This is a genomic window from Nocardia yunnanensis (assembly GCF_003626895.1).
In the GTDB taxonomy this organism is placed as follows: domain Bacteria; phylum Actinomycetota; class Actinomycetes; order Mycobacteriales; family Mycobacteriaceae; genus Nocardia; species Nocardia yunnanensis.
The window spans coordinates 6,453,754-6,468,010 of sequence record NZ_CP032568.1; the positions used below are offsets into that span (position 1 = coordinate 6,453,754).

Sequence of the window (14,257 nt, forward strand, 5' to 3'; positions counted from 1 at the left end):
TCGCCTCAGTGGCCGCCCGCCGCGATCTTCTTCGGATCGATGAACGACTGCAGCGGCGACAAATGCGTGTAGGTGTCCAGCAGCGCCCGTCCCAGGGTGGCGTGCGCCTCCACGATGGGATTGGTGGCCCCGTAGTTGTCCGCGTCCGGCGCTTGATCGGCGAAGAAGGAGAACACCACCGCCGGCGCTCCCTGCGCGTCGAACATGATCCCGGTGTCGTGCCTCTTGTCGTCGGAGGCGCCATGTTTGGTGGCGAACCGAGACCGCTCGTCCGAGGACATGTTCCGCCGGATCCCGTCGGTGTACCCGACCGCCGACCACGTCATGATCCGCAACACCGCCTGTGTCGACTCCTTGGACAACAAGGTCCCCGAGGACAGCCGATACAGCAGATCGTTGTTCTCGCGAGGCGTGGTGTACCCCAGATAGAACTTGCTGTCCCCCGGAATCGGCGTCACCCGAGTCTGCTTGAACCCCAAGCGATCCCAATGTCGCATTGATCTGTTCGCCCGACACGAACCGCGACATCAACCGCACCGCCGTATTGTCCGAGACCTGCAACATCGCGGTCAGCAGGTTGGCCACGGTCAACTGATCGCCGAAGGCCGCCTGATTCAAATAGATCCCGCTGCCCTCGGTGACCATGTCCTCGTCCAGCGTCGTCGTATCCGACAACCGGACTCGGCCCGCATCCACCTCACTCATCAATGCCGTCATCACGGCCAGCTTCTGCACACTGGCGCCCTCGATGACGCAGTCCGCGTCCTCCTCGACCACCGTCTCGGGCTGCCCCGAACTCAAATCCCGCACCAGGCAATGCCATCGCCCACCGGCCAGTTTCGTGACCCCGCGATACTGCACATCGAACGCCGCCCCCGCCACCGGCACCCCCGCCCGCGCTACTCCGGTTCGCAGCAACCCGCCCGCCGCAATAGCACTGGCCCCCAATAGCATCCGCCTACTGAATCCACGCACCGGCGAAACCTATCCGTGAAGATCGCATTCCGGCAACCCGCGCTGGAATTTTGTCCGGTTGCGGGATCTGCCAGGCTTCGGCGAGGCGGGAGTGGTGGAGTTGTGTGCCGCCGCCGAAGTATTCGCAGAACTTCATGATCAGCGGATCCCAGCCGCGCGGGTCGACATGATCGGTGCCCGGGACGATCAACTCCTCGGCGACGTGGGCGCGGACAACCTGCAGCGTGTGGGCGGTGACGCTGTTTCGTTCGTCGAATGGACGCGCGGACAACACTTTCGCTTCGAGCTGGATCGGGCACTCCGCGATCCGCGGCGCCGCCACGGTCTCCGAGGCGACCGCGGTCAGCCCCGCGGCCCCGAACTTGTCCGGCTCGTACCGATACCCCTTCTCGACCTTGTGCGGCGTCATCTCCGGCGACCCACTCAGCAACGCCAGCCGATCCACCGCCGCCACCAGATCCGACGACGGCAGATTGAGCACACACTCCCTCTCCCGCAACAAATTCCGCGTAGTCTGCGACGCGGAATTCATCCCCAGCATGCACCGATCACCAAGCCACCAGGCCGACGACATCGGCGCGATATTCGCCGACCCATCCTCATTGCGGGTGCTGATCAGCACCACCGGAGTTCCGAAATACAAAACCTTCAAATCAACGGTCCGATGCATGCCCTCCACCCTGTCGCCCGCCCCACCCCACCGCTGGCGAAAATCGGACCTCTCATCCGGACCGCTCGCCCGGCCAGTCCCTAGTCGTCGGGAAAGCCACGGCGGTTGCGTTTGACGACACCCCGCCGTTTCTTCGCGGAAATGCGGCGTTCCTTCGCTCCGCGTGAGGGTTTGGTGGCGCGGCGAACCGGCGGCGGCGCGGCAGCGGCCGCACGCAACAGCGCCGCCATCCGTTCGCGAGCCACCGCCCGGTTCTGCACCTGCGCCCGCTGCTCCGACGCAACAACCGTCACCACCCCATTGACCAGCCGATTCCCCAACCGCTCCACCATCCGACCACGCACCCCCTCCGGCACAGACGGCGACCCAACGAGATCGAACGACAACTCCACCCGACTATCCGTAGTGTTCACATGCTGCCCACCCGGCCCCGACGACCGCGAAAACCGCTCCCGCAACTCCGCCCCCGAAATCACCAGCCCCCTCGTCACCACCAGATCCTCCGGCACGCTCCACCACCCCATCTCCCTGATCAGACCAGGCTACGGCCGCCCCGAGACCTACCCATGGCACCCACGCCTCGTGGCAGGACAGTGCGTCCGTAATTGACTGCAGGTCACTTCCCGGCCATGGTCGAGATGAGGGCCCGATCTCTCCGCCCTTGCGTGGTCGGCCATCAAGTCGTTTGAGCGGCAGTGGAATCGGTTCGAACCGGACCTCCTCCAGCGTGCCGGAGTGTGTGAAACGACAGTACGTAATATCGGTGGTGGATTTCCTGCCGGAGCAAGTGGCGGCGGGTTGTGGACGAAAGGATCCCGATGACCACCGAGACCACCGAAGACACTCGCCAGGCGGAGACCCCGAAGGCGCCGATGACACGGGCCGATCAGTTACGCGCGGTGGTGACTCTGGTCAGATCGGGTGGATTGAAGCCGCTGGCGATCTACCTGTACGGCGAACGGAAGAAGGCCGCCAAGAACGCCATGTACCAGTACGTCGGCAAGGGCGTCATGGCGGGAACGGCCGCCCTGCACCGCGCTCTGGTGCCGGTGGCGACCGCACCCGACGAGGGGCCGGTGCGCGACCGGTTGATCGAGCTGCTCGACCGCCAGGCCGAGATCATCCACGCCGCACCGGTGCGCAAGGTGGCCCTGACCTGGCTCACCGCGGGTACTCCGGTCGATTTGGGCACGAAGCTGAGCAAGTCCGACATGTTCCGGCTGGCGTTGAACTACCACTACCGCCAGCCGTTCGAGGAGGTGTTCGCGACCGAGGAAGGCCGTGCGGCGCTCGGTACGGACAACGTGCCCGCGGTGGTCGCCCAACTCGTCGGCCCCATCGCCTATGGCCGGCTGGTCGGGGCCGCCCGCACCTCCCACAGCGACCATGTCCGCATCGTCGACGAGTTCCTGGCCGCGCGTCGCCACCCGGAAACCGAGGCCGAGTCCAGCTAGAACCACAGGAAGCAGCCGGTCATCGCAAGCGTTGCGATGACCGGCTGTTTTCGATCATTCCTCGGTCGGGGCCGCTGCCCGGAAGACCGCGTAGTCGTGCGCCGTCGGCACCTGGGGGTACTCGACCGCCAAGTCAGGATTGTCGACCATCGGGTTCGACCAGACAGGCATGTACTGCCGATGATCCAAATCTTCGCTCATGCTTTCGATCATGCCCGATTCGTCCCCGCCGCGGGCACGCCACGCCAAACGAATCCGCCCCGCAGGTCGATCGTGTCGGAGTCACACCTCCGCCCGGGACTGTCCAACGACCCGGAAACCACCGGCTGACAGCACATCGTCGACGGTGCCGACGACGCTGAAATCGACGCCACGGCAACCCATCAGAACGCAACCGCATCGACCGAGCGTGGTTTCACGACCCGGCATGGCGCAATCAGTGGGATTCGTGGCGCAGAGGGTGGGGCGCTGCGGACCGATACAGGTGCAGACTCAGGGCGCACCGGCCCTCCAGGGTGATCCGGCCGCAAACCGGATCCCCGACGACAGAAGGAGTCTCACATGCCCACCATCACAACGCCCGACGGCGTGGACATCTACTACAAGGACTGGGGCACCGGGCAGCCCATCGTCTTCAGCCACGGCTGGCCGCTGTCCTCCGACGACTGGGACGCACAGCTGATGTTCTTCGTGTCCCACGGATTCCGGGTGATCGCCCACGACCGGCGCGGCCACGGCCGTTCGGCACAGGTCGCCGACGGCCACGACATGGACCACTACGCAGATGATCTGGCCGCCGTCGTCACGCATCTCGAGCTGACGGACGCGGTGCACGTCGGTCATTCCACCGGCGGCGGTGAAGTCGTCCGCTACCTGTCACGCCACGGACAGGACCGCGCCGCCAAGGCCGTGCTGATCAGTGCCGTGCCGCCGATCATGGTCAAGACCGCCGACAACCCTGGCGGACTGGACAAGTCGGTCTTCGACGATATTCAGCACCAGGTCGCCACCCGTCGCTCGGACTTCTTCCGCACCTTCGCCGAAGGGCCGTTCTACGGCTACAACCGCCCCGGCGCACAGCCGTCCGAAGGCGTCATCGCCAACTGGTGGCGCCAAGGCATGGCCGGCGGCGCCAAGGCCCACTACGACGGCGTCGTGGCGTTCTCCCAGACCGACTTCACCGAGGAACTCACCAAGATCACCATCCCGGTCCTGGTCCTGCACGGCGAGGACGACCAGGTGGTCCCCATCCAGGACTCCGCGATCCGCTCGGCCGAACTGCTGCCCAACAGCACCCTCAAAACCTACCCGGGTTTCCCGCACGGCATGCCGACCACCGAAGCCGCCACCATCAACGCCGACCTGCTCGCCTTCATCCGATCCTGACCAGCGCCCACACCCCGGTCTGAGGCAGGGAGCGCTCGAATCAGGCCGTAACCTGCCCCGCGCGTAAGCCCACTCTGACCGAGACCGCCGATGCCGGCGACGTAGTCGTCCAGGGCGAGGGGAAGCGATCCGCACACCACGTCGACCTCGGGCCAGCGTTTGCGGCAGATGGCATAGCTGCGTCGCTGTTGGTACGGGCGGGAGATCAGCATGACCGCCTTGATCGAGTCGAGGTAGCCGCGCTCGCTCAGCAGGGTGCGGGTGAAGTCGATGTTGTCACCGGTGTTGGTTGCGTTGGGCTCCACCAGGATTGCGTCGGCCGGTACTCCCAGTTCGATGGCCCGCTCGCGGAACTGCACTGCCTCGCCGCGTGGGAACCGGTCCACGGTGGTCGGTGCGTTCGCACCGGTGAACACGATCAGCGGGAAGGTTCCCGCGCGGTAGAGATCAGCCGTGTAGGTCGCGACTCCGAAGTCATGGCCGCCGAGACCGATGCTGACATCGACCGGGCGCGGCTCGTGATGCATCTGGTTGTAGCCCCAAAGGGTTTCCACATCCGACCGATACTCCGCAGGCAAGGTCGTTGTCGGCATCGGAGACTCCTCTTCTAGGGCAGCGTGAAACGCGTACGTCCACGAGAAACGCGAAACCGGTGCGAATCAAGGAGATTCGCACCGGTTTGGCGTTGTGTTCCAGAACTTACTTCAGCTTGTCGCTCGACAGCCCGAGGACTCGGCGGGCGACGATGAGTTGCTGGATTTGCTGGGTGCCCTCGAAGATGTCGAGGATCTTCGAGTCGCGGCCCCACTTTTCCAGGAGGGTGCGCTGGGAGTAACCCGTGGCGCCGGCGAGTTCGACGGCCTTCAGGGTGACGTCGGTGCCCATGCGGCCGGCTTTGGCCTTGGACATGGAGGCCTCGAGGGAGTTGGGCTTCTTGTTGTCGGCCATCCAGGCTGCGCGGAGGGAGAGCAGGTAGGCGGCTTCCCAATCCGCTTCCAGGCGAAGGAATTCCGCGGCGGCGGCGTGCTGGTTGTTGGCGGGCTTGTCGTAGGAGATCTCGATGCCCGCGTCGGTGAGGACGGTGCGGAGCTCTTCCAGGGCGGCGCGGCCGACGCCTACCGCCATGCCGGCGACGAGGGGGCGGGTGTTGTCGAACGTCTGCATGACGCCGGCGAAACCCTTCTCCACGTTGACTTCCGGGGAGCCGAGGATGTTGTCCTTGGGGATGCGGCAGTCCTCGAAGCGGATCTCGGCCGTATCGGACGCCTTGATGCCGAGCTTGTGCTCGAGGCGGGACACGGTGAGGCCCTTGGCATCCCGCGGGACGACGAAGGACTTGATGGCGGCGCGGCCCTTGGAGCGATCCACCGACGCCCACACCACGATGTGGGTGGCGCGCGAGCCCGCGGTCACGAAGATCTTGGTGCCGTTGAGGACCCACTCGTCACCGTCGAGGGTGGCGGTGGCGGTGACCGCGGCGGAGTCGGACCCGAAGGACGGTTCGGTGATGGCCATGGCGGCCCACACCTTGCCGAAACGCTTCAGCTGCTCGTCGGTGGCGACCGCGGCGATGGCGGCGTTGCCCAGACCCTGGTAGGGGATCGACAGCATCAGGCCGACGTCGCCCCAGGAGGTCTCGAGGGCGTTCATCAGCGCGGACATATTGCCGCCGTTGGTGTTTCCGAGCAGCTCGGTGGCGTGCTTGTCCTCGTCACCGGTACGGCCGCCGGTGGCGCCGGAGATCTGCTCGGTGCCCGAGTCGGACAGGCCCTCGACCATGGCGGCCATGGTGTCCAGCTCGACCGGGTACTCGTGCTCGGCGAGGTCGTACTTGCGCGAGGCGGGACGGAAGATCTCCTGCGCGACCTGGTGGGCCTGGTTGGCGCTGGCCCGCAGCTTCTTGGGGAGTTCGAGATTGATCATGAGTGGTCTCTCCGTTGAGAAGTCGGGTCAGATGAGGACGATGCCTTCGGCGACGCCGACGCCGCGAAGGTCGCGGTACCAGCGCTCGACCGGGTGCTCCTTGGTGAAGCCGTGGCCACCCAGCAGCTGCACACCGTCCAGGCCGATCTGCATGCCCTTGTCGGTGGCCAGCTTCTTGGCCAGCGCCGCCTCACGAGCGAACGACAGACCCTGCTCCGCGCGCGACGCACCCCGCAGCGTCACGAGACGAAGACCGTCCAGTTCGATCGCCATATTGGCGACCATGAACGCGACCGCCTGCCGGTGGGCGATCGGCTCGCCGAACGCCTCGCGCTCCTTCACATACGGAATCACGTAGTCCAGCACGGCCTGGCCGGTGCCGACGGCCAGCGAGGCCCAGCCCAGCCGGGCCAGCCGCACGGCGTCGGCGTACTCCTCGGCGCGCACCGCGCCCTCGGAGTCGCCCAGCAGCGCGGTGGTCGGCACCGCGACATTGTTGAGGATCAGCCGGCCCAGGCCCGCGGCCCGCATGCCCATGCTCGGATCCGCCTCGATCACGACACCGTCGGTGTTGGACTCGACGATGAAGAACGTCGGGCGGCCGTCCAGCTCGGCGGCCACGATGAACAGTTCGGCGTCCCCGGCGGCCGGAACCAGCGTCTTGACACCGTTGAGGCGGAAACCACTGGGCGAGCGAGTCGCCTTGGTCTTCAACGCGAACGGATCGAACAGCGCCTGCGGCTCGGCGATGACGACCGACGCCTGCGGCACGTTCTCCCCGGCGAACGCACCCAGGTAGGTCTGCTGCTGCGCGTCGGTACCCCACTGCGACAGCGCGACCGCGACACCGCTCGGCGCAAGCAGCGGCAGCGCCAGACCCATGTCGCCGTGCGCGAGCGCCTCGGCCACCAGGGAATTGGTGACCGCGCCACGCTCGGACGCGGCGCCCTCGAACTCCTCGGGCACGTTGATGAGGGTGATGCCCAGCTCGGAGGCGCGCTCGAGCAGATCGCGCGGGGCCTTGGCGGAGTTGTCGGCCTCGTACGCGGCCGGGCGCAGGATCTCGGCGGCGAACTCACGCACCGTCTCGACGATCATCTGCTGCTCGTCGGTCGGGGTGAGGTCGAAGTAATCCTTCTTGCGAGACTCGTTGGCGGGCAGCCGTTTCGGAGCGCCACCGCCGGCGACCTTCTCGAACGCGCGGGTCGCGGCGCCGAGCATGCGGAAACCGGTCTTGGTGCCCTCGTAGGTGAGGCGTTCGATCGGCTTGCGCAGCTTGTACTTCTCGGCGAGTTCGGACCCCGTGATGGTCGTCATGACCCGCATCGCCGCGCCCATCCAGTCGCGTTTGACCGGGTTCAGGCCAACGGCGGAGGTATCCCGCTTCGTTGCGGTGTCTCGAGTGCTCATAATCACCAGTTTTCTATCGAGGAGGTGGGTGATCCTGCCCAGCAATCTTACTCCTGAGTAAGACTATCTTACTTCAGAGTAAGAAGTGTCGTCGAGAGTTGTCGAATCGCCTGGTCAGGGCGGTGGTTCCAACTTACTCGGCGGTAGTGGCCGGATCTAGTGAAACAAACCTGCTTCAGAAGGCTCCGAGCTGGGCTAGCCTGTCGGCGCATAACCCGCTCCTGATGGAGGTTTGACATATGAAGATTGCGCTCGGAGCCGTCGGCGTGCTCGCCGCCGGCCTCTTCCTCGCCGCCCCCGCCAACGCCGAGGTCCAGCTGCAGCCGATCGACGTCGGCATCACCGGATCCGGCATCGGCACCGGCTCGGGCACCGGCGGCTGCGGCAGCGGCGTCAACGCCGAGTTCGGCCTGGGCTCGGTCGGCGTCGGCTCCTCCACCGGCGGCCCCTACATCGACCTCGGCTCGGTGTGCGTGCCGCTCGCCTGACCTGACGAGCACGAGCAATGCGGGCGTAGCGCTACGCCCCCCGGTGGCGGGACCGCAGCCCGCGCCGGGAAACCAAGGTGGTCCGGCCGCCCCGGAAGTGCGACGATGCGGGGGATGAATCGACGGCCGCACACAGGTGGCGAAACCTACTGGATAGCGGGGATTTTCGCGGTCGTGCTGACCGCGCTCTCCCGCCGATACGGCTACCACCGCGACGAACTCTATTTCCTGGCCGCCGGACGGCGATTGGACTGGGGATATCCCGATCAGCCACCACTGGTGCCACTGCTGGCCCGCGCGATGTCGGCCATCGACCCGAATTCGGTGATGCTGCTGCGTGTTCCGGCCACGGCGGCGGCGACCGTCGTGGTGTTGTGCGCCGGATTCTACGCGCGCGAACTCGGCGGCGGCCGGGTGGCGCGGGCGCTCGCGGCGGGAGCGGTGGCGTCGGCGGGTCTGCTGGCAGTGGGCGGCCACATGCTCAGCACCGCCATCGTCGATCTGGCGGTGTGGTCGGTGCTGGTCCTGTTCGTGCTGCGGCTGCTGCGCACGCCTTTCGAGCCGCGCTGGTGGCTCGCGATCGGGGTGGTCGCAGGGATCGGCGTGCAGAACAAGGCGCTGATCGTGGTTCCCCTCGCGGCCCTGGCCTGCGCGCTGCTGCTGCTCGGCCCGCGAGAAGTGTTCGCCACCAGGTACTTTCCGATCGCGCTCGGCCTCGCGGCGGTGATCAGCGCCCCGTATGTGATCTGGCAAGCCCGCAACGGCTGGCCGCAGTGGGCGTTGAGCCGGGCCATCGCCGGCGGCTCCTCGGGCAGCTCGAACACGCGAATCGAATTCGTGCTGTTGCAACTCGGGATGATCGGGCCGCTGTTGGTTCCACTGTGGATGGCGGGCCTGTGGTGGCTGGGCCGGCAGTCCCGATATCGGGTGTTCGCGCTCACCTACGCGGTGCTGTTCCTCATCTATCTGATCATGGTCGGCAAGTCCTACTACCTCGGTGGCATGTATCCGCTCCTGCTCGCCGCCGGAGCCGTCGCCGCCGAACCGTGGCTCACCGGTCACCGGATACGCACGGCCGCTGTGGTTTCGGCCCTCGTGGCCAGTGCGGTCTTCTCGGCGCTCATGCTGCTGCCGACCCTGCCGATGTCCGCGCTGCGCGCCCCGTCGGCGGTACTCGCGATCAATAAGGAGACCGCCGAAACCGTCGGCTGGCCGCAGTTCACCGCGCAGATCGCCGATGTCCGTGCGCATTCCGCGCCGGACGCGGAAATCCTCACCGCCAACTACGGCGAGGCGGCAGCGCTGGAGCATTTCGGCGCGCCCTACGGGTTACCGACCCCGCACAGCGTGCACAACGCCTACTGGTGGTGGGGTGCGCCCGACGACAGCCGCCCGGTGCTCGTCATCGGTATGCCCGTCGATCAGGTGAGCCGGTTCTGCCGCGACGCGAAACCGTTGGGCCGCATCGACAATGGCCTCGGCATCCACAATCTCGAGCAGGGACGAGCCCTCGTGCTCTGCCGCACGCCCCGCCGCCCGTGGTCCGAGATGTGGCTCGCCATGCGAAATCTCGGCTGAGGCTCAGGCCTGCAGCGCCGCCAGCACCTGGTCCTGAAGGTGGCCGTTGGTCGCCACCGCGCTGCCGCCGTGCGGCCCAGGCCGCCCGTCCAGCGCGGTGAAGGTGCCGCCCGCCTCGCGAATCAGCACATCCAGCGCCGCCATGTCCCACAGCGACAGTTCGGGTTCGGTGACGATGTCGACCGCGCCCTCGGCCAGCAGCGCGTAGCCGAAGAAGTCGCCGTACCCGCGCACCCGCCACACCTCGTCGGTGAGCGCGATCAGCTTGGCGCGCCGCCCGATCGCCCGCCAGCCCGACAGGCTGGAGATGGCCAGGCTCGCCGCGCCCAGTTCGGCCACCGCCGACACCGCGATCGCCCGCGGCTCGCCGCCCTCGAAACTGCTCCACGCGCCCGAGCCCGACGCCGCCCACCAGCGCCGCGCCAGCGCGGGCGCGCTCACGACGCCCACCACCGGCACGCCGTCCTCGAGCAGCGAGATGAGCGAGGCCCACACCGGGACCCCGCGCACGAAGTTCTTGGTCCCGTCGATCGGGTCGATGACCCACTGCCGACCGGTGAACTCGATGTCACCGCCGAACTCCTCGCCGAGCACCAGGTCGCCCGGCCGGTCGGTGGCGAGAATGTCCCGAACCGCACGCTCCACGGCCAGATCGGCATCCGAGACCGGCGTCAGATCCGGCTTGGAATCGATCTTCAAATCGAGCGCACCGAACCGTTCCCGGGTGATGGCGTCGGCCGCGTCGGCCAGCTGCAGCGCGAGTTCCAAGTCGGTGGAGTATCGGGTCACGACCCTGCACGTTAGTCCAGTCCAGTTAACGATGGGTGTCGTCCACCGGCATTGGCGGGTGGCGCATCGGTGAGGGATTCGTCCGGATTCCCGTCAGCGTGCGCCACCGGGCGGATCAGGCCGCGATCGCCGCGGCGCGGGCGCTGCTCAACGCCGTCGCCCACCACCGCAGCTGATCGAGGAGCCGGGTGGCGGCGTCCTCGTATTCGGCCGGTTCACGCAGGGCGCCGGACTCGTCGAAGAGCAGGAAGTAGCGGGAGAAGGAGACGTAATCCTTGACCGTGTGCGCGTTGAGCTCGTTGAAGACCGCGCGCAGCCCCTCGATGGCGAGCAGACCGCCCGACTTGCCGCTGTACCCGACGAAACCGACCGTCTTGCGATCCCATTCGGAGAAGTGCCAGTCGATCGCGGTCTTGAGCGAGGCCGGAAAGCTGCGATTGATATCCGGCGTGACCACCACGAACGCATCCGCGGCCGCCAGCCGGGCCGCCAGCTCGTCACCCTGCCCGGGCCGGGCCGGACTCGGATCCATCACCAGCGGCACCGCCGGCAACTCGTGTGGCAGGCGGTAATCGGCCAGATCGATGACATCCACCTCGAACCCGCCGTGCGCCCGCGCTCGCTCGGCGAACCACTTCGCGACCACCGGCCCGAAACGCCCCTCCCGGACACTGCCGATGATCACCGCGAGGCGCAGAGTCGTGCTGCTCATTGTGGGTCTCCTTCACATTCCGCCGCGACCGCTCCGGCCGCTCGAGATCAACTCTGCGATCCGCCGCGAGCCTTAGGGAGACCACGCCGAGAGTGGTAGTGGCAGGGCCACGATGAGCGGGCGTGGGAGCCCCCGAAAAACGAAGGCTCCCACTGGTTCACGCTCAGTCGATGGGCGCGTTCTTGAATTCCGGGCAGAGGTAGTAGGCCGCGTCGAGCGTCACGTCGATCATGGCGTCGTCGGACAGGCCGCGATGGCCCAGCACCATCGCGGCGTCCACCATCGTGCCGCCGCTGCGGAGCACCCCGCAGGCGGCGTAACCATCTTGGACAACCCGGTTTTCGTCGTCGACGGCATAGCCGTCCTCCCGCACCTTCTGCAGGAACGTGCTCTCGTTGGGGGTGCGAGGCTGGGCCGACCCGGAGGAGGAACCGGTGTCGAAGGGGCCGGCGTTCGCCACGCCCATCCCGAACAGCGGGAAGGCGGCGATGAGCGAGGCGGCGGCGAGTTTGCGCATGGTGACGAAAAGTCTTTCTCTCATGTGGTCGTGCGAGTGCCACGCACGGGCTGAAAAAGACAGCGGCAGAAATGATTCGAATACACCCCGACCCCCGAATTCCTCCCCGGTAGCAGCACCGCAGACCCTACCGCCGAGGCCCGACAATCTCGAGTTTCCGAGGGTGGTAGTGGCAGGGACACCACAGGATCGGCGGGCGTTGCTAGCGTCGGAAAGGTGAGCGAGAACGAGCTGGGACTGTTCCTGCGGCTGCGGCGGGAGGCGGTCACGCCGGCCGAGGTCGGGTTGCCGACGGGGGCGCGGCGGCGGACCCCCGGCTTGCGGCGCGCCGAATTGGCCACGCTCGCAGGGGTTTCGGTGGAATATCTGACGCGGCTCGAGCAGGGGCGGGATCGGCATCCGTCGGCCTCGGTGCTGATGGCGTTCGCGGACGCGCTGCGGCTGACGCCCGCGCAGCGGGTGCATCTGCTCGGCTTCGCCAAAGCCGGTGACCCGAACTACAACTGCCGCGGCGGTTCCGGACCCAATCGGGGCGTCCGGCCGGCCGTGCGGGCCATGCTGGATCAGCTCGAACCCGCGCCCGCGGCTCTCATGAACCGGCTCGGCGAGGTCCTCGCGGTGACCGACGGCTACCGCGCGCTGTTCGGTCCGATCGGACTGCTCGACGGCGGCCTGCCCGGCAGCTACCCCCGCTACGTCCTCACCGATCCGCGCGCCCGCACCGCCTACCCGGACTGGGATCACAAGGCCGACAAGGTAGTCGCCACCCTCAAACAGGGGCCCGGCCGCGCGGACCCCCACGTCAACGCACTCCTCGAGGAGCTGTCGGCCACCGCCGGCGCCGAGTTCACCCGCCGCCTCGACACCATCCCCGGCCTGCCCGACACCAATGGCGTCGGCCGCCTCACCCACCCCGAAACGGGCGAGCTGCGCCTGGCCTACGAAACCCTCAACCTCTCGGCCGACGACGACCAATACCTCATGGTCTACCTGCCCGCCGACGACGCCACCGCCACCGCCCTGGACCGCCTCGTCGGCCGCCGTCCGGGCGGGCTTCGAGCCGTCGCGGGTTGATCGTTCGTAACGCGGCGACTGATTTGTTGCCGACCGGGGTAACTCCTCGGGTACGTCCAAAATCGGGTTGGTCCTGACCGTCGGCACGGGTGCAGAAGTGATAACGGCACTCGGCTGTCCGCCAAAGGTCCGGGGAGGCGGTGTAGTTTTGACCCTCGTGCATCCTGACGTCTCCGCTGACTTGGCCGAACTCGACACCACTCTGAAGACCATCGAGTCGGTGCTCGATATCGACGAGCTGGCCCGCCGCATCGATGAGCTGGAACAGCAGGCGGCCGACCCGGAACTGTGGAACAACCAGGAACACGCCCAGGCCGTCACCAGTGAACTCTCGCACGCGCAGGCCGAATTGCGCCGGGTGCGCGAACTGCGCCAGCGGCTCGAGGATCTGCCGGTGCTCTACGAGCTGGCCGAGGCCGAGGAGGGCGCCGATCGCACCGCGGCGCTCGCCGACGCGGACGCCGAGCGGGCCGGCTTGCACGCCGATATCGAGGCGATGGAAGTCCGGACCCTGCTCTCGGGCGAGTACGACAAGCGTGAGGCACTGGTCAATATTCGCTCCGGCGCGGGCGGCGTGGACGCCGCGGACTGGGCGCAGATGCTGATGCGCATGTACGTGCGCTGGGCCGAGAGCCACAAGTACTCGGTCGAGATCTACGACACCTCGTACGCGGAAGAGGCGGGCATCAAGTCGGCGACCTTCGCGGTGAAGGTGCCCTACGCGTACGGGACGCTGTCGGTCGAAATGGGTACGCACCGACTGGTCCGTATCAGCCCGTTCGACAACCAGGGCCGCCGCCAGACCTCCTTCGCCGAGGTCGAGGTGCTGCCCGTGGTCGAGACCACCGACCACATCGAGATCCCGGAGAACGAGGTCCGCGTGGACGTCTACCGGTCCTCGGGCCCGGGCGGCCAGTCGGTCAACACCACCGACTCCGCGGTGCGCCTCACCCACATTCCGACCGGCATCGTCGTCACCTGTCAGAACGAGAAATCGCAGCTGCAGAACAAGATTTCGGCCATGCGCGTGCTGCAGGCCAAGCTGCTCGAGCGCAAGCGCCAGGAAGAACGCGCCCAGATGGACGCGCTCAAGACCAACGAGGGCGCGTCCTGGGGCAACCAGATGCGCTCCTACGTGCTGCATCCGTATCAGATGGTCAAAGATCTGCGTACGGGGTATGAGGTCAACAACCCGTCGGCCGTGCTCGACGGTGACATCGACGCGTTCATCGAATCCGGTATTCGGTGGCGCATGAGGGAACAGGCAACCAACTAGGGGTA

At 67.0% G+C, this 14,257-nt stretch carries 16 protein-coding genes and 1 pseudogene; 6 read left to right on the forward strand and 11 right to left on the reverse strand.

Annotated features, from left to right (window positions below; genetic code table 11):
* Window positions 1–5: 5 nt before the first annotated feature.
* The 4 genes and pseudogenes from D7D52_RS38805 to arfB form a co-directional block, all read right to left on the reverse strand.
* Window positions 6–458: a serine hydrolase gene (locus D7D52_RS38805; RefSeq protein WP_222932702.1), complete on the reverse strand. Its 453-nt coding sequence runs from the start codon at window positions 456–458 to the stop codon at window positions 6–8.
* Window positions 459–477: 19 nt separating this feature from the next.
* Window positions 478–954: pseudogene (locus tag D7D52_RS40440) on the reverse strand (serine hydrolase); the annotation flags it as partial.
* Between the two features lie 4 nt (window positions 955–958).
* A complete protein-coding gene (locus D7D52_RS30255; protein WP_120744576.1) occupies window positions 959–1,645 on the reverse strand; it encodes a flavin reductase family protein in 687 nt (228 codons plus the stop codon).
* A gap of 80 nt (window positions 1,646–1,725) precedes the next feature.
* The gene (gene arfB, locus D7D52_RS30260; protein ID WP_246023395.1) at window positions 1,726–2,154 is read right to left on the reverse strand and encodes an alternative ribosome rescue aminoacyl-tRNA hydrolase ArfB; all 429 of its coding nucleotides are present in this window, start codon (window positions 2,152–2,154) and stop codon (window positions 1,726–1,728) included.
* 309 nt (window positions 2,155–2,463) lie between these two features.
* On the opposite strand from arfB, the gene D7D52_RS30265 reads away from it, so the two are divergent.
* Entirely contained in the window at window positions 2,464–3,099 is a 636-nt protein-coding gene (locus D7D52_RS30265) for a hypothetical protein (RefSeq protein WP_120741816.1), read from the forward strand.
* Window positions 3,100–3,153: 54 nt separating this feature from the next.
* Here the strand turns inward: D7D52_RS30265 and D7D52_RS30270 are convergent, their stop codons facing one another.
* Complete coding sequence (locus D7D52_RS30270) at window positions 3,154–3,300, reverse strand: hypothetical protein (RefSeq protein ID WP_162958654.1); 147 nt, start codon at window positions 3,298–3,300, stop codon at window positions 3,154–3,156.
* Between the two features lie 360 nt (window positions 3,301–3,660).
* Here D7D52_RS30270 and D7D52_RS30275 point away from each other — a divergent pair, with 360 nt between their 5' ends.
* Entirely contained in the window at window positions 3,661–4,485 is an 825-nt protein-coding gene (locus tag D7D52_RS30275) for an alpha/beta fold hydrolase (protein WP_120741820.1), read from the forward strand.
* Here D7D52_RS30275 and D7D52_RS30280 read toward each other — a convergent pair.
* The 3 genes from D7D52_RS30280 to D7D52_RS30290 all read right to left on the reverse strand — a co-directional run bounded on the left by D7D52_RS30280 (window position 4,404) and on the right by D7D52_RS30290 (window position 7,824).
* Window positions 4,404–5,078, reverse strand: coding sequence for a YdcF family protein (locus D7D52_RS30280; protein ID WP_120741822.1), 675 nt, complete (start codon window positions 5,076–5,078; stop codon window positions 4,404–4,406). The two genes, D7D52_RS30275 and D7D52_RS30280, sit on opposite strands and share 82 nt — an antisense overlap.
* Before the next feature lie 106 nt (window positions 5,079–5,184).
* On the reverse strand, window positions 5,185–6,408 hold the full coding sequence (locus tag D7D52_RS30285; RefSeq protein WP_120741824.1) for an acyl-CoA dehydrogenase family protein: 1,224 nt from the start codon (window positions 6,406–6,408) through the stop codon (window positions 5,185–5,187).
* Between the two features lie 27 nt (window positions 6,409–6,435).
* Window positions 6,436–7,824 (reverse strand): acyl-CoA dehydrogenase family protein, encoded by a 1,389-nt coding sequence (locus D7D52_RS30290; protein WP_425464582.1) that lies wholly within the window; start codon window positions 7,822–7,824, stop codon window positions 6,436–6,438.
* Window positions 7,825–8,057: 233 nt separating this feature from the next.
* Between D7D52_RS30290 and D7D52_RS30295 the strand changes: the two genes are divergently transcribed.
* Together D7D52_RS30295 and D7D52_RS30300 are read left to right on the forward strand one after the other, a co-directional pair.
* Window positions 8,058–8,306, forward strand: a complete 249-nt coding sequence (locus D7D52_RS30295; RefSeq protein ID WP_120741828.1) for a hypothetical protein — start codon at window positions 8,058–8,060, stop codon at window positions 8,304–8,306.
* Between the two features lie 114 nt (window positions 8,307–8,420).
* Entirely contained in the window at window positions 8,421–9,884 is a 1,464-nt protein-coding gene (locus tag D7D52_RS30300) for a glycosyltransferase family 39 protein (protein ID WP_120741830.1), read from the forward strand.
* Window positions 9,885–9,887: 3 nt separating this feature from the next.
* On the opposite strand, the gene hisN is transcribed toward D7D52_RS30300, so the two are convergent.
* From hisN to D7D52_RS30315, 3 genes are all read right to left on the reverse strand, one after another.
* Window positions 9,888–10,673 carry a histidinol-phosphatase gene (gene hisN / locus D7D52_RS30305; protein ID WP_120741833.1) on the reverse strand — a complete coding sequence of 262 codons (786 nt, stop codon included), beginning with the start codon at window positions 10,671–10,673 and terminating at the stop codon, window positions 9,888–9,890.
* Window positions 10,674–10,788: 115 nt separating this feature from the next.
* Window positions 10,789–11,385, reverse strand: coding sequence for an NADPH-dependent FMN reductase (locus D7D52_RS30310; protein ID WP_120741835.1), 597 nt, complete (start codon window positions 11,383–11,385; stop codon window positions 10,789–10,791).
* 163 nt (window positions 11,386–11,548) lie between these two features.
* Window positions 11,549–11,926 carry a DUF732 domain-containing protein gene (locus D7D52_RS30315; protein ID WP_120741836.1) on the reverse strand — a complete coding sequence of 126 codons (378 nt, stop codon included), beginning with the start codon at window positions 11,924–11,926 and terminating at the stop codon, window positions 11,549–11,551.
* Window positions 11,927–12,118: 192 nt separating this feature from the next.
* Here D7D52_RS30315 and D7D52_RS30320 point away from each other — a divergent pair, with 192 nt between their 5' ends.
* Together D7D52_RS30320 and prfB are read left to right on the forward strand one after the other, a co-directional pair.
* Window positions 12,119–12,976 carry a helix-turn-helix domain-containing protein gene (locus D7D52_RS30320; RefSeq protein ID WP_120741838.1) on the forward strand — a complete coding sequence of 286 codons (858 nt, stop codon included), beginning with the start codon at window positions 12,119–12,121 and terminating at the stop codon, window positions 12,974–12,976.
* 157 nt (window positions 12,977–13,133) lie between these two features.
* On the forward strand, window positions 13,134–14,252 hold the full coding sequence (gene prfB / locus D7D52_RS30325) for a peptide chain release factor 2 (protein ID WP_120744577.1): 1,119 nt from the start codon (window positions 13,134–13,136) through the stop codon (window positions 14,250–14,252).
* Window positions 14,253–14,257: the final 5 nt, after the last annotated feature.